The organism is Oleiagrimonas soli, from assembly GCF_000761445.1.
Lineage (GTDB): Bacteria > Pseudomonadota > Gammaproteobacteria > Xanthomonadales > Rhodanobacteraceae > Oleiagrimonas > Oleiagrimonas soli.
Window position 1 is genome coordinate 1,284,332 of sequence record NZ_KN196470.1, and the last position, 17,149, is coordinate 1,301,480.

The following is a 17,149-nucleotide window of genomic DNA, read 5'->3' on the forward strand; positions in this document are numbered from 1 at the left end:
GGCCCGCACAAGGAGATTTGCGATATGTCCGATTTCCGACAGCGGCCGCCAGCGGCGGCCCTGACCCGACGCCGTTTCGTGCAAGGCCTCGCGCTCGGTGGCGCAGCCGCTGGCCTCGGTCTGCTGCGCGCGCCGCGTGCGATGGCGGCGGCTAAGCCGTACGGTCTTGCCCAGCTGCGCGGCACCCGCTTCGCTCTCGACATCGGCGAGCTGCCGGTCGATTACACCGGCCGTGCACGCATTGCCACCGCGATCAACGGCTCCGTGCCCGGACCGCTGCTGCGCTGGAAGCAGGGCGACACGGTGACGATTCAGGTGCGCAACCGCTTGCGCGTGCCGACGTCCATCCACTGGCACGGCATCCTGCTGCCCGCGGACATGGACGGCGTGCCCGGTCTCAGCTTTCCCGGCATCGCGCCGGGCGAGACCTTCACCTACCGTTTCAAGCTGCGCCAGAGCGGCACCTACTGGTACCACAGTCATTCCGGTTTTCAGGAGCAGACCGGCCTGTACGGTCCGCTGGTGGTCGAACCGGAAGGCGGCGAGCGGCATCCGACCGAGCGCGACTACGTGGTCATGCTCAACGACTGGACCGACGAGGACCCGTGGTCGATCTTCGCCACGCTGAAAAAACACAGCGACTTCTACAACTTCGCCGAGCCGACCGCGCCCGAGTTCCTGCGCGACATGAAGCGCCTGGGCCTGCAGCAAGCGCTGGCGAAGCGGAAGATGTGGAACCGCATGCGCATGAGCCCGGCCGACCTGTCCGACGTCACCGGCTATACCTACACCTACCTGATGAACGGCCACACGCCGAACGGCAACTGGACCGGCCTGTTCTCGCGCGGCGAGAAGGTGCGTCTGCGCTTCATCAACGGTTCGGCGATGAGCTTCTTCGACGTGCGCATTCCGGGCCTGAAGATGACCGTGGTCGCGGCCGACGGCCAGGACGTCGAACCGGTCTCGGTGGATGAATTCCGCATCGCCGTGGCCGAAACCTACGACGTCATTGTCGAGCCGTCGGACGACCGCGCCTACACCATCTTCGCGCAGTCGATGGATCGCACCGGCTATGCGCGCGGCACGCTGGCGCCGCGCACGGGCATGCAGGCCGAGGTGCCGGCGATGGACCCGCGCGCGCAGTTGGCGATGGTCGACATGATGGGCGCGATGGCGATGCCGGGCGGCATGCACGATGGACATGCGATGCACGGCATGTCGATGCCCGCCGATCCGCCGGCGCATCACGCGCGCACCGAATACGGTCCGGGCGTGGACATGCGCGTGGATCACCCGCGCGACAACATAGATGACCCCGGCATCGGCCTGCGCGGCAACGGTCGCAAGGTGCTGACCTACGCCGACCTGCACACCCTCGGCGGCCCCGTCGACACGCGCGAGCCGGGACGCGACATCGAGCTGCACCTGACCGGCAACATGGAGCGCTACATGTGGTCGTTCGACGGCCAGAAGTTCGCCGACGCCAAGCCGCTGCATTTCCGCTATGGCGAGCATCTGCGGGTGACCCTGGTCAACGACACCATGATGACCCACCCGATTCACCTGCACGGCATGTGGAGCGAGCTGGAAGCGCCGGACGGATCGTTCCAGGTGCGCAAGCACACGATCAGCGTGCAGCCGGCGCAGCGGGTGCGTTACCGGGTCAGTGCCGATGCGCTGGGCCGCTGGGCCTATCACTGCCATCTGCTCTACCACATGGAGGCGGGCATGTTCCGCGAGGTGGTGGTGTCATGAGCCGCGCGCATCGTTTTCTGTGGGCGGGGCTGGTGTCGTGCGCGGCATCGATGGCGATGCTTCCCGCGCAGGCCCAGGACGCGCCTGCCGCGGCGTCCAGCGCCATGCCGCCCATGCAAGGCATGCCGATGACGTCGCATGCATCGATGGACACCACGACGGCGCCCGCGAAGGCATCGTCGTCGTCCACTCACGCGGACAGCCACCATGCCGCCGCCATGCCCGGCATGCACATGTCCGGGGATGGGGCGCACGCGTCCCATCAGGCATCGCCGCCCTCGACCATGCCCGCCATGAAGCAGGCCGGCGGCGACGCCATGCAGGGCATGTCGATGGGGGCGATGCAGGGCGGCAGCGCGCCGCCGGACGCACGCGACCCCGACTACTCGGACGGCCTTTCCTTTGCGCCCGACCACGACGTGCACATGCACGGCGACAGCCGCTTCGGCATGCTTTCCGTGGATCGCCTCGAATACGTGCACACCGATCACGCGGACGGCGCGGCGCTGGAAGGTCAGGCCTGGTACGGCGGCGATCTCGATCGCGCGGTGCTGGCCTTCGAGGCCGAATCCAGTGGCGGCCGCGTTCACGACAGCCGCGTCGAGGCGCTGTGGAGTCATGCGGTCAGCGCGTACTGGGACACCCGACTCGGCGTGCGTCAGGACGGCGGCGACGGACCTTCGCGCACGTGGGCGGCGTTCGGCGTGCAGGGGTTGGCGCCGTACTGGTTCGACGTGCAGGCGGAACTCTACGCCGGACCGTCTGGGCGCACCGCGGCGCGTGTCGAGGTCGAGTACGACGTGCTGTTCACGCAGCGCCTGATCCTGACGCCGAAGGTCGAACTCAACGCCTACGGCAAGGACGATCCGGCGCGCGGCATCGCGCGCGGCGTGTCCAGCGCCGACATGGGACTGCGTCTGCGCTACGAGATACGACGCCGGTTCGCGCCCTATGTCGGCGTGGCCTGGACGCGTCGACTGGGTGCCTCGGCCGGACTGGCGCGTCGCCAGGGCGAGCCGGTGCTGGAACGAAAGTGGGTCGCCGGCGTGCGGCTTTGGTTCTGAACGAAGGAGCATCAACATGAAATGGATCGGTTCCCTGATCCTGGTCGTCGTCCTCGGTGCGGTCGCGCTGGGGGCGTGGGTCTACTCGGGCCTGTACGACATCGGCGCGGACGCGCCGCACTGGACGGTCACGCGCAAGGCCATCGCGGTGTTGCGCGAGCGTTCGATCGACACGCGGGCGGCGAAGATCACCGACATCCCCGATCTCGACGATCCGGCGCTGATCCGTCTGGGCGCGGCGCACTACCGCGAGATGTGCACCGGTTGCCATCTGGCGCCCGGCATGCACGATTCCGAGCTGCGCACCGGGCTGTACCCGCAGCCGCCGGACCTGACGCGTTTCGCGCCGGAGCCGGCGGAGGCGTTCTGGGTTATCAAGCACGGCGTCAAGATGACCGCCATGCCGGCGTGGGGCAAGACCCACGACGATCACAAGATCTGGGCGATGGTGGCCTATCTGGAGAAGCAGCCGGGCCTGAGTGCCGCGCAGTACCAGGCGCTCACCGCGGGTGCGGCGGACGATGACGACGACGCGCCGCACGATCACGCGTCGTCGGAACCTGCGGCGGCCTCGTCCGCGAGTCGAAGCGCGTCAGCGCCAGCGCCAGCATCCAGCGCGCCTTGAGCGGGTGGGCCGGCCGCGTGCCGGCCTCGTTCAAGCGTGTTCGTGCCGAGGGTGGCCGCGCTCGAACGCGCAGGGCGCGGCAGCCGGTTCGCCTTCGGCGCAATGGTCGGTCTGCAGCGTGGTGTGGGTGATGCCGAAGCGCTGCTGCAGCATGCGCTCGATGTCGCGGCGGGTGTCGTGGCAGTCGACTTCGTGGCTGACCAGCACGTGCGCGGACAGCGCCGGCATTTCCGAGGTGACTTCCCACACGTGCAGGTCGTCCAGCCGGTTGACGTGCGGCATCGCCAGGATCGCCTCGGCGATGGTTTCCGGGTGCAGGTCGCGCGGTGCGGCTTCGAGGAACACGCGGCCGGAATCGCGCACCAGTCCGTAGCCCGCGCGCAGCATGAGCGCCGCGACGACCAGCGCGGCCAGCGCGTCGACGCGGTTCCAGCCGGTCGCCCAGATCACCGCGCCGGCCACGGCGGTGGCGACGAAGGCGTACAGGTCGGTGAGGATGTGCTGGAAGCTGCCTTCGACATTGAGGCTGCGGCGGTTGGCCTTGCTCATGATCCACACCGCCAGCAGGTTCACGGCGATGCCGGCCAGGGCGACGAAGAACACCCAGCGGCCCGCGACCTGCGGCGGATCGAACAGGCGGTACACCGCTTCGATGATGAACCAGCCCGACAGCAGCAGCAGGGTGATGCCGTTGGCCTGCGCGCTGAGAATCTCGGCGCGCTTGAAGCCGAAGGTGAAATGGCCGTCCGCGGGCCGCTTCGCCAGACGCATGGCGACCAGCGCGAGAGCAATGGCGGCGACGTCGGTGAGCATGTGGCCGGCGTCCGAGATCAACGCCAGCGACGAGGCCAGGATGCCGGCCACGACCTCCAGCACCATGTAGCCGCTGAGCAGCAGCAGGGCGAGCGTCAGGTAGCGACGGTCGGCATCGGCGGCGACGCCATGCGCGTGGTGGTCGTGCCCGTGATGGCCGTGATCGTGATGGCCGTGATCGTGAAGATCGTGGTCATGGCCGGAGTGATCGTGATGGTGAGCGTGCAACGCGGTCCTCGCATGCAGGCGGCTTCGGTGGCGCGAGCATACGCCGACTGCGCAGTGTTATGACATGACATTCCGCCCATCGCAGGCGATATGCTGACGCGATGCACATGCGCACGACCCGGGCGACCGACCTGCTGCGCCGGCACTGGATGCCGGCGCTTCTTTGCGTCCTTACCGTGGCGCTGGCGCTGATCGATCCGCGACCGTGGCACGACTGGGCGCGCTGGCTGGACCCGCGCGCGCTGGGCAGTCTGCTGGCGCTGCTGGCGGTGGCCCAGGCCATGCGCGAGAGCGGCCTGGTGCAGCGGCTGGCGCGCCGCATGCTGGCACGGGTGCGCTCGCAGCGCGCGCTGGTGTCGCTGTTGCTGCTGCTGTCGGCCGCGGCGGCGATGCTGCTGACCAACGACGTCAGCCTGTTCCTGGTGTTGCCGTTGGCGCTGGCCTTGTGCGAACTGGCCGCCTTGCCACGCCTGCGCGTGGTCGCCCTGGTGGCGCTGGCGGTGAATGCGGGGTCAACGCTGAGTCCCATCGGCAACCCGCAGAACCTGTTGCTGTGGCGACAGTCGGGCGTGGGCATGCTGCATTTCGTCGCCGCGATGGCCCCGGTGGTGGGCATCATGGCGGTATGCCTGTTCGCGGCGCTGTGGGGGCTGATTCCGCGACGGGCGCTGGAACGCGTGGATGCGCCGCCGCAGCGCACGCCGTTCGATCGCCGTCTGGCGGTGGTCAGCACGGTGCTGTTGCTCGCGCTGCTGGTGCTGCTGGAGGGCGGCTACGAGACGGTCGCTCTGCTGCTCGTGTTGTTCGTGCTGGCGATCGTGCGGCGCGGCGCGTTGGCGCGGCTGGACTGGTCGCTGATGGCGAGCATCGCGTTGATGCTGCTCGGACTCGGGCATCTGGCGGAACTGCCGATGGTGCAGGGCGCGATGTCGCATCTGCATCTGCAGCGTCCCGAGATCACGCTGTTCACCGGCGCGCTGCTGTCGCAGGTGGTCAGCAACGTGCCGGCCACGGTGGCGTTGATGCATCGCGTGCCCGATCCCCTGTGGCTGGCGGTGGCGGTCAACATCGGCGGCGCGGGACTGGCAATCGGCTCGCTGGCCAACCTCATCGCCCTGCGGCTGGAAGGCAGTGCCGCGGCCTGGCGCGTGTTCCATCGCGTTTCGGTGCCGTACTTCCTCGTGGTGCTGGCGCTGTCGTGGTGGCTGCTGCATCCGTGAGCCCACAGCACTTCACTGCGCGCTGAACGCGAATCGCCCGAAAACCGGCTGCGCCATCGCAGGTTCATGTCTCGCCTGTTGCAATGAATGAGTACGGTCGGACGGCCGTGCATTCCCCACACAAGGAGACACGCGCCATGAACGAAGATCGCATCAAAGGTCAGTGGAAGCAGTGGAAGGGCACGTTCAAGAAGGAATGGGGCAAGCTCACGGATGACGATCTGGACGTGGCCGAAGGTCATCGCGATTATCTGATCGGTAAGATCCAGGAGCGCTACGGCATCGCTCGCGGCGAAGCCGAGGAACAGGTCAAGCGCTTTGAAGTGAAGATGTAGTCGCGACCGCGGAAGTCTTGACTCTGGACCATGGTCCAGGGTTTAGACTCTCCGCATGGATACGCTGCCCACCCCCCGTTACCGCATCGGCGCGGCGGCCCGCGAGGCCGGCGTCGGCGTCGATACCATCCGCTACTACGAGCGCGAAGGCCTGTTGCCCGAGCCGCGTCGGCGCGCTTCGGGCTACCGCGACTACGACGTTTCGGCCATCGCCCAGCTGCGCTTCATCCGTCGCGCCAAGGAGCTGGGCTTCAGCCTCGACGACATCCGCGAGCTGCTGGCGCTGTCCACCGATCGCAACCGCGGGGTGGCCGGCGTGAAGGCGCGTGCGCAGGAACGACTCGACGACGTCGAGCACCGCATCCGCGAACTCAAGCGCATGCAGCGCGGGTTGAAGAAGCTGATCGATGCCTGCCCCGGTCACGGCGAGCTGGCGCAATGTCCGATTCTCAAGGCGCTGTCCGCCAAGGAGGCGTCATGAGCCACGACGCGCGCACCGAAACCCCGAAGATCGCCTTTCCGTTCGACGACGCGCACGCCGTCGATCCCAACTGCGGCATGCGCGTGGCGCTGGATTCGCATCGCCACGTCGATCACAAAGGCCGCCGCTACTTCTTCTGCGGCGACGGCTGCATGCACAAGTTCCAGGACGACCCCGAGACTATTCGCGCCAAGGGTCGTCATCGCGAAATCGACAAGGGCCGCATGGACCCGGTCTGCGGCATGCGTACCGATCCGGACGCGCCGAAGCATTCGGCCACGCACGACGATCACACCTATCACTTCTGTTCGGCGGGCTGCCGCGAGAAGTTCGAGGCCGATCCCGAGCGCTGGCTGGGACCGGCGCCGGCGCAGCCGGCCGCGCCGAAGAACGCGATGTACACCTGCCCGATGCACCCGGAAATCCAGCAGCAGGGGCCGGGCGACTGTCCCAAGTGCGGCATGGCGCTGGAGCCGATGATGCCGAGCGCCGACGACGATGACGATGACGGCGGCGAGCTGCAGGCGATGTCGCGCAAGTTCTGGACGCTGGTGGTGCTGACGATTCCGGTGTTCCTGCTGGCGATGGTGCCGCATGCGTTCGACGTGCACCTGCCCGCGCCGTGGTCGGCAGTCGGCGCCTGGGTGGAAGCCGTGCTCGCCAGCGTGGTCGTGCTGTGGGGCGGCGCCAGCTTCTTCAAGCGCGGCTGGAACTCGCTGAAGCCTTGGAACCCGAACATGTACACGCTGATCGCGCTGGGCACCGGCGTGACCTGGGTCTACAGCGCGGTGGCGTTCCTGTTTCCGCAGCTGTTCCCGGCGGGCTTCCGCGACGAACAGGGACACGTCGGCGTGTACTTCGAGTCGGCGGCGGTCATCGTCACCCTGGTCACGCTCGGCGACTTTCTCGAACTGCGCGCGCGACGTCGTACCGGCGATGCGCTGAAGGCGCTGCTCAATCTTGCGCCGAAGACCGCGCGCCGCATCGGCGAGGACGGCAAGGAACAGGACGTATCGCTGGATGACGTCAAGGTCGGCGACCGGCTGCGCGTGCGGCCGGGCGAGAAGGTGCCGGTCGACGGCGAGGTGATCGACGGCGCCAGTCACGTCGACGAATCCATGCTGACCGGCGAACCGCTGCCGGTCGCCAAGCAGGCCGGCGACGCGCTCACCGGCGGCACCGTCAATCAGGACGGCGGTCTGGTGATGCGCGCGCGGAAAGTCGGCGGCGAGACCATGCTGTCGCAGATCGTCGCGCTGGTGGCGCAGGCACAGCGCAGCAAGGCGCCGCTGCAGCGCATCGCCGACAAGGTCGCGGCGTGGTTCGTGCCGGCGGTGGTGACCGTCGCGGCACTGGCCTTCGTGACGTGGACGCTGATCGGTCCCGATCCGCGCCTGGCGCACGCGCTGGTGGCGGCGGTGTCGGTGCTGGTGATCGCCTGTCCGTGCGCGCTGGGCCTGGCGACGCCGATCTCGATCATGGTCGCCAGCGGACGCGGCGCGCAGCACGGTGTGCTGTTCCGTGACGCCGGCGCCATCGAGGCGCTGCGCGACGTCGACATGCTGGTCATGGACAAGACCGGCACGCTGACCGAAGGCAAGCCGTCGCTGCGCGACGTGGTCGCGCTGGGCGACACCAATCGCGACCGCGCGCTGGCGCTGGCCGCTGCGCTGGAACGTTCCAGCGAACATCCGCTGGCGCGCGCGATCCTGGCCGCGGCCGAGGAGGCGAACCTGAAGCTTCCCGACGTCGAGGACTTCCAGGCGCCGACGGGTCGCGGCGTACTGGGCCACATCGACGGCCAGCGCGTGATGCTGGGCAATGCGCGCCTGCTGCGCGAGCACGAAGTGGACATGGACGAAGCCGTCGAGCAGCGCGCCGAAGCGCTGCGCGCGGACGGCGCTACGGTGATGTTCCTCGGGGACGACCGCCGCGTGCTGGCCCTGCTGGCCGTCGCCGACCGCATTCGCGAGGGCGCGGTCGAGGCGGTCAAGGCACTGCATGCCGAGGGCCTGACTCTGCGCATGCTCACCGGCGACAACGCCACCACGGCGAAGGCCGTCGCCGACGCGCTCGGCATCGACGACGTGCAGGCCGGCCTTTCTCCCGAAGACAAGGCCGAAGCGGTCAAGGCGCTGAAGGCGAACGGACACCGCGTGGCGATGGCCGGCGACGGCATCAACGACGCCCCCGCGCTGGCCGCCGCCGACGTCGGCATCGCCATGGGCAGCGGCACCGACGTAGCCATGGAAAGCGCGCAGGTGACGCTGGTGAAAGGCGACCTCGGCGGCCTGCGCCGCGCACGTACGCTGTCGCGCGCGACCGTGCGCAACATCCGTCAGAACCTGTTCTTCGCCTTCATCTACAACGCCCTCGGCGTGCCGCTGGCCGCCGGCGTGCTGTATCCGTGGTTCGGCCTGCTGCTGTCGCCGATGATCGCGGCGCTGGCGATGAGCCTGTCGTCGGTGTCGGTGGTTAGCAACGCTTTGCGGTTGAGGCGAGTAGAGCTGGATTGAGAGGCGTAGTCTGCGGGTGGGCTGGCGTGTGAGGGCGCAGGTTCTTCATCACATATGGCGGGAGTCGGCCAGAAGCGGCCGCCTACCGGACCCCTTATCGGGAAGGCAGATCCCTATCGTCATCTAAATGGTGGGCCGCATCCTTCAGTCAAGGGAGCGGGTAGCGAGTGTGGTTGTTGGTGAACCTTGGGTGTGCTGAAGCGAATATGCATCTCGTCGCTAAGCTCATCCCTTCGGCCAAACGCATACGCGCTCAAGGCAGGATTTGAAGCGATTACCGTTTCTAAGCAAGCAGCAAGGATCCCGAACAGGTCAGCTCTGATCAGTATGAGCATTCGCTCGTCTTCTCTCCACCCAGAATTGCGTCGTGTCAGCTGTGGGGTGCCGCCGTGAGTGTATTTGTGTAGCCACTTCGCCCGACCACCTTTCTTGAGACCGTCAACAATCGTTTGGATCGGCGGAAATGTCGGGATCAGCGCTTTAGCCATGTCACCCAACATTGGAATATCTGCGGTGGCGTCCTCGACCGCGTTTGTCGGGAGCGCTCGTATCACATCGCAGTTCGCCACATACATAAGCCAAAATGCAGCGGTCGAGGCTTCGAGTATCGGTCGCAGTAGTGCCCCCGCCGTGCCATATTCTTCGGCTTCAGCAACTCTGATGAGCCCTGAATGGTGTTCTTGAGCAAGGTCTATCGCACACCGCGCAAAGTTTGTTCGGAGCGACGGCGCAGCCCTCTGTGGCAACAAGGACTTCACTCGATCGTTTTGGGCTCTGGACTGCGAAATCCTCTGCGCCAACTTTTGGGACTGCTGCCCCATAAGATCAGCTCCCTCACGTTTGTGCGGCGACATAAGATTTAAGGTTCAGTCGTTGTAATGACCGCTTCGGGTTGGAAACCGCCCCTCGCAGCATGATCGGGGCTCGCTCCGTCGGCAAGGGCGGCCTCCGGCTAGGAGCGGACGGTCAACGCCGTGGTTCAGATGCGTTTGAGGCGATGCGTGCCCTTGCGGAAGAGTGGTGCGCAGCGGGTCAAACGTCGCCTGCAACCATTTGTTAGCTTCGTGCTGATTAGTACGCCGAAAGAGCATCGTTTTCCAAAACAAAATTCTCCACCATGTCCATCCCGGTCATGCTTTGTGCAAGCATCTCGAAATTATGCTCCTCTGGAGGTTGCGTACCACGACCTGCCGGCGTGTCGAGGCCAATGATGTACTGGATCAATTCATCAACGCTCTGCCTATTGATACAGCATTCATTGCGCGTAAGGAGCACATTGAGCCTTCGGGCACGATATGCACGATTTTTGAGGTCTGATATCACATCCTCGTTGACGTCGTGCGTGCCAGAGCGAATGGCTTCAATTCTGTCTCCGATATCACCGTATATCTCGGAGAACTCGGCAAGCTCCTCCAAGTACTTCGGGCGAAATGCGATTCCTTCAATTTTATTTATTCCGTCTGGGAGCTTATTTTCTGAAGGAATTCGAACTGTTATTGAATCTTCCTTGTCCTCACGCCACATAGGCGTCTCTCGGTCCATGACATCCTTGATGTAACGCTGAATCCAAAGAAAATAAATCTTCTGCGGATCTGCGACGCTCACGCGAAACAGGAAAAACGGGATACTGAATTTCTCCACATAGGAGAGCGATTTTTTGTCGATGCAGTAATTAATTGTTCCCGCTCGGACCGACTCAAGCGCCCCTTCAGTGCCCTTGATCTGAATATGGAACACGGATCCAGTCGCGGCGAAAGCATCTTTGCCATTCGCATCTTTCAAGCCCGGCGCAAAAATTTCCACCAACAGATCGATACCATAGTCGCGTTCGGTGAGTTCTCGTACCACCCAGTGATCCGGCAAATGCGCCATGACGGCCATGACGGCCCTGGAATCGACGATGTGCGCTTGAGTTCTCATCTAAGAAGTTAACGCTGGAGTTAAGGTGCCGACCGCTGGCGTAGCCAGTGGTCGGTCGGTTTGAACGAGTTGTTATGTGCCGCTCACCTGGAGCGTACGCCCTTCGACAAGGCCACCGTTTGAGAGCGTCACTTCGAACCGCTTGAACAGTGCGAAGAAATCCACGAGATTCATGTCCAGTCGAATCTCTTTAACCTTGAGCGGGTCTGAGGCGGACCGGATCATGTCGGGAATATTGTCCGCATCATCCAAAGGCGATACGAGGAACCTGACGCTTACGGGATCTCTGTGGCTGCCATGATTCTCACCAGCCCACATGGAGATGCCAATCACATACTCGCCTTCGGTGATATGGCCGTTCTGCATTAGGAACTTTGCAGCGTCAACCATATCAGCGTCGTCAGCCGCAGAGCTGCCTTTTAGATCATTGTATTGAACGGATGCATGGAAATTTTCTTCCATTATTTACTCCTTGAATGTCGAATTTATCGGAAGTGAAGGTGCTCGTAGTCGCCAAAGATACATAACGCCAATTAGACGCCCCTAAGTGGAGCGTTGCGCCCAGTATGGAGCGGGTCGCCCGTGCGAACAATCCGGGAGGTCCTACACAGTTTCAGTAGCTTAGCTAAGAATCGGGTCTCCTGCGGCGAGGACGTCGCAGGATATTATGCGGCGGATCTGCGGGCGTATGAGTTACACCCGCAGATCAGAGGGTGTAACAGCCCCTATGTTGTTGAACCGCCTCAGTTCCGAGCGCCCGGGATGGCTCGCGATGTGCCGTGACGTGAGGTGAAGCGTTGCGTACCTAGCCAACGACCGCTTCGGGTCGTGAGACGACGTCCAACATACTCCCAACTAGCCTTACAGGCCGAATCCACAGGCACGCAGATCCGATGGGGTGCATCAATCGATTTTCCGGTAGTGGCTACGGATCTGCATCCGGTCGTGAAATGCTGCGTTCGGGAGTGTGGTTAGACACCGATGTCCTCGTTCCACAACTCCGGTTTGGCCGCGATGAAGTCGCGCATCATCCCGATGCAGGTGGCGTCGTCGAGCACCTCCACGCGCACGCCGCGCGAGCGCAGCAGCGCTTCTTCGCCCATGAAGGTCTGGTTTTCGCCGACGATGACGTGACGGATGCCGTACAGCAGGATCGCGCCGCTGCACATGGAGCAGGGCGACAGCGTGGTGTAGAGCGTCGCTTCGCGGTAGACCGCGGCGGGCTGGCGGCCGGCGTTCTCGAAGGCGTCCATTTCGCCGTGCAGGATCGCGCTGCCCTGCTGCACGCGGCGGTTGTGGCCGCGACCGAGGATGCGGCCCTCGTGCACGATCACCGAGCCGATCGGAATGCCGCCTTCGTCGCGTCCCTGGCGGGCTTCCTCGATGGCGGCTTGCATGAAGGTGTCCATGATGTTCGTTCCGTGGCGTGGCGATGTGCGCACGGTAGCGCGAAGCGGCATGTGCGCGCACATCCCCGTTACACTTCGCGCCATGACGAAGCGCACCCTCGACGAATGGCTCGATTACCAACTGCGCGTGCATCCGCGCGAGATTGATCTCGGTCTCGACCGGGTGCGCGAAGTCTGGCAGCGCATGGGTGCGCCGAACGCGCCGCGCAGCGTGATCGTCGGCGGTACCAACGGCAAGGGTTCGACCGTGGCGTTCCTCGAAGCCATGCTGAAGGCAGCGGGCTATCGCGTCGGCGCGTACACCTCGCCGCATCTGCTGGTCTACAACGAGCGCGTGCGCATCGACGGCGCGGATGCTTCCGATGCCGAGCTGTGCGCGGCCTTCGAGCGCATCGAGCAAGCGCGCGGCGAGATCGAGCTGACCTATTTCGAGTTCGGCACCCTGGCCGCGCTGGACCTGTTCGCGCGCGCCGATCTCGATGTGGCGCTGCTGGAAGTCGGCCTCGGCGGACGCCTGGACGCGACCAACGTCGTCGATGCCGACGCGGCCATCGTCACCACGGTGGACCTGGATCACCAGAGCTGGCTGGGACCGGACCGCGACAGTATCGGCGTCGAGAAGGCCGGCATCGCGCGCGCCGACCGGCCGTTGATCGTTGGCGAGCTGGACCCGCCCGAGGCGCTGCTGGCGACCGTGCGCCGGATCGGCGCGCGGATGCAGCGCAACGGCGTCGACTATCACGTGCATCGCGATGCGCAGGATTGGCGCTGGCAGCATCGCGACGGCACGCGCCTGACGCTGCCGTATCCGGCGCTGGATGCGCCGGCGCAGTTGAGCAACGCTGCTGCGGCCATCGCCGTGTTGCACGCGCTCGGCGAGGCGCTGCCGTGCACCGAACATGCGCTGGCAGAGGGCGTGCGCACGGCGCGGGTGCGCGGCCGGTTGCAGCGGCTGGCGGCGTCGCCCGAACTGATCGTCGACGTGGCGCACAACCCGCAGGCCGCGCGCGAGCTGGCGCAGTGGCTGGATCGTCATCCGGTCGACGGCCCCGTGCATGCGGTGTTCGGCGCGCTCGACGACAAGGACGTGGGCGGTGTGTACGCCGCGCTCGGCGACCGCATCGCGCGCTGGCACCTGGCGTCGCTGAGCGCCGAGACCCCGCGCGGGCTGTCCGCGCAGGCGGCCGCGTTGGCGCTGCCGGACAAGGCGGCCTACGACGCCCACGACGACGTTGCCGGCGCCTTGCGTGCCGCGCATCGCGCCGCGCCGGCGCGCATCGTGGCCTTCGGTTCGTTCTTCCTGGTCGCCGCAGTGTTACGGCGCATGAACGGCCCGTCCGCGCCGAACCCGTAACACCGTCGCGCGACAGGTATAATTCCCGCATCGCGCCAACGGGGATGCACATGGAACCCGCTCTGAAAACGCGCTTGATCGGTGCTCTGGTACTGATCGCGCTTGCTGTCATCATCGTGCCGATGTTCTTCTCCGGCGGATCGCCGCAGACCGACAACGGCAAGACCCTCAGTCTGGCGCTGCCGGCTTCGCCGGATCAGGAGCTGACCACGCGCACCATGAGCGTCGCGCCGCCGGCGAGTTCCGCCATGCCGGCCGCGGCCTCCACGGCGGCCGGCGGGGATCAGCTGGCCACGGTCGACATTCCGTCGCGGGCTCCGCAGGACGTGCATCCGGAGAACGATCAGCGTCCCGCGCCGATGCCGGTGCAGAACCCTCCCGCCACCCCGCCGCAGCAGAGCGCTCCCACGCCGCCTGCCGCGACGCCGCCCGCCACCAAGCCCGCACCGAAACCGACCGCTCCGGCGCCGACTTCGGCTCCCGGTCAGGCGGCCAACGGTGCGTACACGGTCAGTCTCGGTGCATACAGCGACACGGCCAACGCGCGCAGCCTGGTCGAGCGCGTGCGCAAGCTGGGCTATGGCGTGAAGACCGACAAGGTGACGATCGCCGGCAAGCCCGGTGCGCGCATCAGCGCCGGACCGTTCTCCACGCGCGCCGCGGCCGAGACCGCGCGTCTGCGTCTGAAGCAGGCCATTCCGGGAGCGCCGGCCAGCGTCGTCGCGAGTGCGCATGACCAGTCCGGCGATGCGCCGGCCAGCGCGCTGCCGGCCGGACGCGCCGGCGGCTGGGCCGTGCAGATCGGCGCCTACAGCCATCAGGCCGATGCGACCGCGCTGCGCGACAAGTTGCGCAAGGCCGGTTTCGACGGCTACGTCGACGACGTGCGCAGCGGCGGACGCACGCTGTGGCGCGTGCGGGTCGGACCGCAGACCCAGCGCGCCGATGCCGAGAAAATCCGCGGCGACCTGAAGTCCAAGCTGAAACTGGCCGGCGTCGTCGTCACCGTGCCCTGACGTGCAGACGCTCGACGCCATGAACTGGGCCGATTACGTCGTGCTGGGCGTGATCGCACTGTCGGTGCTGATCGGCCTGTGGCGCGGTTTCGTGTCCGAAGTCATGGCGCTGGTGATCTGGATCGCCGCGTTCTGGGTCGCCTGGCTGTTCGGGCCGAGCGTGGCGGGCTATTTCGAGCACAGCATCGATCTGCCTTCGGCGCGCATGCTGGTGGGCTACGGCCTGTGCTTCCTGGCCGTGCTGTTGCTGGGCGCGTTGGTGCGTTTCGTCATCGCGCGGCTGGTCGAGAGCACGGGTCTGTCCGGCACCGACCGCCTGCTGGGCATGGGTTTCGGCTTCGTGCGCGGCGTGCTGCTGGTGACGCTGGCGGTGTTCCTGCTCGGATTCACGCCGTTTTCGCGCGACCCGTGGTGGAAGCAGTCGGTGCTGCTGGGGCAGGCGCAGGTGGTTGCCGACTGGCTGGCCCAGCGGCTGCCGGATAGCGTGCGCCGCTACGTGCATCCGGACCATCAACCGACGCTGCCCACGGCGGCCGAGCGTCTGCCGCAGGCCGTGCAGACCGGGCTTTCCGGCATGGCCGGGGCGGTTCGGGCGGCGTCGCCGTCGAGCGCGCCAGCAACGCCGCGACCGTTGCCGACGAGCACGCAGAACCTCTAGCGCACCGATACGGCGGCGGGATGCCGCGCACACGGACAGGGAAGCCGATTGCGATCGACCATGCGGCCGGGTGCCGCTTGGTCGTACAATACGCCCCGCCCGCGAGGCGCGGCTCGATCCAGCGCCTGCGGATGCGCGACGGGATGCACCGTCCTCCGCCACCGCCCCAGCTTCAGAGAACGCCTGCTCATGTGTGGAATCATCGGAATCGTCGGCACCGCGAACGTGGCGTCGGCCCTGTACGACGGCCTGACCGTGCTGCAGCACCGCGGACAGGACGCCGCCGGCATCGCCACCGTGGACGGCGCCCGGCTGCGCCTGCACAAGCAGAAGGGCCTGGTGCGCGACGTGTTCACGCAGAAGGCGATGGACAAGCTGCGCGGCCACATCGGCATCGGCCACTGCCGTTATCCGACGGCGGGCAGCGAGGACGTCGACGAGGCGCAGCCGTTCTACGTCAACTCGCCGTACGGCATCGCCTTCGCGCACAACGGCAATCTGGTCAACACCGAGGCGCTGAGCCGCGAGATGTTCGAGCAGGACCGTCGCCACATCAACACCAATTCCGATTCGGAAATCCTGCTCAACATCCTGGCGCACGAGCTGCAGATCCAGGAGCGCATGCAGCTGACGCCGGATCACATCTTCAAGGCCGTAGCCGGCGTGCACGCGCGCGCCAGCGGCGGCTACGCCTGCGTCGGCCTGATCCTGGGCTACGGCCTGGTCGCGTTCCGCGATCCGCACGGCATCCGTCCGCTGGTGCTGGGCGAGCGCGAGACGCCGAACGGTCGCGAGTACGCGGTGGCCTCGGAGTCGGTGGCGCTGGACATCCTCGGCTTCAAGTTCATGCGCGACGTGGCGCCGGGCGAGGCCGTCATCATCAGCGAGAACGGTCGCATCACGACCCGTCACTGCGCCGAGGGCGCGGTGCATTCGCCGTGCATCTTCGAATACGTCTACCTGGCGCGCCCGGACTCGATGATCGAGGACGTGTCGGTGTACAAGGCGCGCCTGCGCATGGGCGAGAAGCTGGGCGAGAAGATCCTGCGCGAGTGGCCGGACCACGACATCGACGCGGTGATCCCGATTCCCGACACCTCGCGCACCGCCGCCAGCACGCTGGCGATGGAGCTTGGCGTGCCGTTCCGCGAAGGCTTCGTCAAGAACCGCTACATCGGCCGCACCTTCATCATGCCGGGGCAGGGCGAGCGCGTGCAGTCGGTGCGCCGCAAGCTCAACGCCATCGACCTGGAATTCCGCAAGAAGAACGTGCTGCTGGTGGACGACTCCATCGTCCGCGGCACCACTTCGCGGCAGATCATCCAGATGGCCCGCGAGGCCGGCGCGCGCAAGGTCTACGTGGCCTCGGCCGCGCCGCCGGTGCGCTTCCCGAACGTCTACGGCATCGACATGCCGGCCGCGTCCGAGCTGATCGCCGCCGGCCGCAGCGTGGACGAAGTGCAGCGTCTGATCGGCGCCGATCGCCTGATCTACCAGGACCTGGAAGACCTGATCTGGTCGGTCGCCGACGGCAACGAGTCGCTGAAGCACTTCGACACCTCGTGCTTCTCGGGCGAGTACATCACCGGCGTCGATCCGGCCTACCTGGCACAGATCGAAATGCTGCGCTCGGACGAAGCCAAGGCCAAGCTGCGCAGCGCCTGAGCGAGGTTGCAGCGAGGGCGAAGTGGCGTGTGAGGCTGCAGGCGTGACGCGCTGTATCATGACCGTCATTCCTGCGTAGGCAGGAACCCA

The 17,149-nt window shown here is 66.1% G+C and carries 16 protein-coding genes; 11 read left to right on the forward strand and 5 right to left on the reverse strand.

All coding sequences use genetic code 11. The annotated features are described in order from the left end of the window. Positions 1-24 precede the first annotated feature (24 nt). The 3 genes from LF63_RS05560 to LF63_RS05570 are packed head-to-tail and all read left to right on the forward strand — an operon-like array spanning position 25 to position 3,444. Positions 25-1,755 (forward strand): copper resistance system multicopper oxidase, encoded by a 1,731-nt coding sequence (locus LF63_RS05560; RefSeq protein WP_043100210.1) that lies wholly within the window; start codon positions 25-27, stop codon positions 1,753-1,755. Next, the gene (locus LF63_RS05565) at positions 1,752-2,819 is read left to right on the forward strand and encodes a copper resistance protein B (protein ID WP_152569257.1); all 1,068 of its coding nucleotides are present in this window, start codon (positions 1,752-1,754) and stop codon (positions 2,817-2,819) included. The genes LF63_RS05560 and LF63_RS05565 overlap by 4 nt, the downstream gene beginning before the upstream one ends. 16 nt (positions 2,820-2,835) lie before the next feature. Further along, positions 2,836-3,444, forward strand: coding sequence for a c-type cytochrome (locus tag LF63_RS05570; protein WP_081945109.1), 609 nt, complete (start codon positions 2,836-2,838; stop codon positions 3,442-3,444). Positions 3,445-3,474: 30 nt separating this feature from the next. Here the strand turns inward: LF63_RS05570 and LF63_RS05575 are convergent, their stop codons facing one another. After that, complete coding sequence (locus LF63_RS05575) at positions 3,475-4,485, reverse strand: cation diffusion facilitator family transporter (RefSeq protein ID WP_043100212.1); 1,011 nt, start codon at positions 4,483-4,485, stop codon at positions 3,475-3,477. A 107-nt stretch (positions 4,486-4,592) separates the two neighbouring features. Between LF63_RS05575 and LF63_RS05580 the strand changes: the two genes are divergently transcribed. The 4 genes from LF63_RS05580 (at position 4,593) to LF63_RS05595 (ending at position 9,037) form a co-directional block, all read left to right on the forward strand. After that, complete coding sequence (locus tag LF63_RS05580; RefSeq protein WP_043103258.1) at positions 4,593-5,705, forward strand: SLC13 family permease; 1,113 nt, start codon at positions 4,593-4,595, stop codon at positions 5,703-5,705. Positions 5,706-5,842: 137 nt separating this feature from the next. Then, positions 5,843-6,040, forward strand: coding sequence for a CsbD family protein (locus tag LF63_RS05585; RefSeq protein ID WP_043100214.1), 198 nt, complete (start codon positions 5,843-5,845; stop codon positions 6,038-6,040). A 55-nt stretch (positions 6,041-6,095) separates the two neighbouring features. After that, complete coding sequence (locus tag LF63_RS05590; protein ID WP_043100216.1) at positions 6,096-6,521, forward strand: heavy metal-responsive transcriptional regulator; 426 nt, start codon at positions 6,096-6,098, stop codon at positions 6,519-6,521. Next, positions 6,518-9,037 (forward strand): heavy metal translocating P-type ATPase, encoded by a 2,520-nt coding sequence (locus tag LF63_RS05595; protein WP_052394747.1) that lies wholly within the window; start codon positions 6,518-6,520, stop codon positions 9,035-9,037. Before LF63_RS05590 ends, LF63_RS05595 begins: the two co-directional genes overlap by 4 nt. 119 nt (positions 9,038-9,156) lie before the next feature. Here the strand turns inward: LF63_RS05595 and LF63_RS16465 are convergent, their stop codons facing one another. From LF63_RS16465 to LF63_RS05610, 4 genes are all read right to left on the reverse strand, one after another. After that, the gene (locus LF63_RS16465) at positions 9,157-9,891 is read right to left on the reverse strand and encodes a DUF6988 family protein (protein WP_425477039.1); all 735 of its coding nucleotides are present in this window, start codon (positions 9,889-9,891) and stop codon (positions 9,157-9,159) included. 217 nt (positions 9,892-10,108) lie between these two features. Beyond that, on the reverse strand, positions 10,109-10,918 hold the full coding sequence (locus LF63_RS05600; RefSeq protein WP_161782326.1) for a DUF4365 domain-containing protein: 810 nt from the start codon (positions 10,916-10,918) through the stop codon (positions 10,109-10,111). A gap of 111 nt (positions 10,919-11,029) precedes the next feature. Then, the gene (locus LF63_RS05605) at positions 11,030-11,419 is read right to left on the reverse strand and encodes a hypothetical protein (RefSeq protein ID WP_043100219.1); all 390 of its coding nucleotides are present in this window, start codon (positions 11,417-11,419) and stop codon (positions 11,030-11,032) included. A gap of 509 nt (positions 11,420-11,928) precedes the next feature. Next, positions 11,929-12,366, reverse strand: coding sequence for a nucleoside deaminase (locus LF63_RS05610; protein WP_043100221.1), 438 nt, complete (start codon positions 12,364-12,366; stop codon positions 11,929-11,931). Between the two features lie 82 nt (positions 12,367-12,448). Between LF63_RS05610 and folC the strand changes: the two genes are divergently transcribed. The 4 genes from folC (at position 12,449) to purF (ending at position 17,059) form a co-directional block, all read left to right on the forward strand. After that, positions 12,449-13,720, forward strand: coding sequence for a bifunctional tetrahydrofolate synthase/dihydrofolate synthase (gene folC / locus LF63_RS05615; protein WP_043103264.1), 1,272 nt, complete (start codon positions 12,449-12,451; stop codon positions 13,718-13,720). Between the two features lie 50 nt (positions 13,721-13,770). Continuing rightward, positions 13,771-14,736 (forward strand): SPOR domain-containing protein, encoded by a 966-nt coding sequence (locus LF63_RS05620; RefSeq protein WP_235205273.1) that lies wholly within the window; start codon positions 13,771-13,773, stop codon positions 14,734-14,736. Positions 14,737-14,755: 19 nt separating this feature from the next. Further along, on the forward strand, positions 14,756-15,394 hold the full coding sequence (locus LF63_RS05625; RefSeq protein ID WP_043103268.1) for a CvpA family protein: 639 nt from the start codon (positions 14,756-14,758) through the stop codon (positions 15,392-15,394). Between the two features lie 189 nt (positions 15,395-15,583). Beyond that, on the forward strand, positions 15,584-17,059 hold the full coding sequence (gene purF, locus LF63_RS05630; RefSeq protein WP_043100223.1) for an amidophosphoribosyltransferase: 1,476 nt from the start codon (positions 15,584-15,586) through the stop codon (positions 17,057-17,059). Positions 17,060-17,149 lie beyond the last annotated feature (90 nt).

Coding starts and splice junctions, on each gene's coding strand:
- LF63_RS05560 (WP_043100210.1), top strand. CDS start 25: ATGTCCGATTTCCGACAGCGGCCGCCAGCGGCGGCCCTGACCCGACGC.
- LF63_RS05565 (WP_152569257.1), top strand. CDS start 1,752: ATGAGCCGCGCGCATCGTTTTCTGTGGGCGGGGCTGGTGTCGTGCGCG.
- LF63_RS05570 (WP_081945109.1), top strand. CDS start 2,836: ATGAAATGGATCGGTTCCCTGATCCTGGTCGTCGTCCTCGGTGCGGTC.
- LF63_RS05580 (WP_043103258.1), top strand. CDS start 4,593: ATGCGCACGACCCGGGCGACCGACCTGCTGCGCCGGCACTGGATGCCG.
- LF63_RS05585 (WP_043100214.1), top strand. CDS start 5,843: ATGAACGAAGATCGCATCAAAGGTCAGTGGAAGCAGTGGAAGGGCACG.
- LF63_RS05590 (WP_043100216.1), top strand. CDS start 6,096: ATGGATACGCTGCCCACCCCCCGTTACCGCATCGGCGCGGCGGCCCGC.
- LF63_RS05595 (WP_052394747.1), top strand. CDS start 6,518: ATGAGCCACGACGCGCGCACCGAAACCCCGAAGATCGCCTTTCCGTTC.
- LF63_RS16465 (WP_425477039.1), bottom strand. CDS start 9,891: ATGTCGCCGCACAAACGTGAGGGAGCTGATCTTATGGGGCAGCAGTCC.
- LF63_RS05600 (WP_161782326.1), bottom strand. CDS start 10,918: ATGGCCGTCATGGCGCATTTGCCGGATCACTGGGTGGTACGAGAACTC.
- LF63_RS05605 (WP_043100219.1), bottom strand. CDS start 11,419: ATGGAAGAAAATTTCCATGCATCCGTTCAATACAATGATCTAAAAGGC.
- LF63_RS05610 (WP_043100221.1), bottom strand. CDS start 12,366: ATGGACACCTTCATGCAAGCCGCCATCGAGGAAGCCCGCCAGGGACGC.
- folC (WP_043103264.1), top strand. CDS start 12,449: ATGACGAAGCGCACCCTCGACGAATGGCTCGATTACCAACTGCGCGTG.
- LF63_RS05620 (WP_235205273.1), top strand. CDS start 13,771: ATGGAACCCGCTCTGAAAACGCGCTTGATCGGTGCTCTGGTACTGATC.
- LF63_RS05625 (WP_043103268.1), top strand. CDS start 14,756: ATGAACTGGGCCGATTACGTCGTGCTGGGCGTGATCGCACTGTCGGTG.
- purF (WP_043100223.1), top strand. CDS start 15,584: ATGTGTGGAATCATCGGAATCGTCGGCACCGCGAACGTGGCGTCGGCC.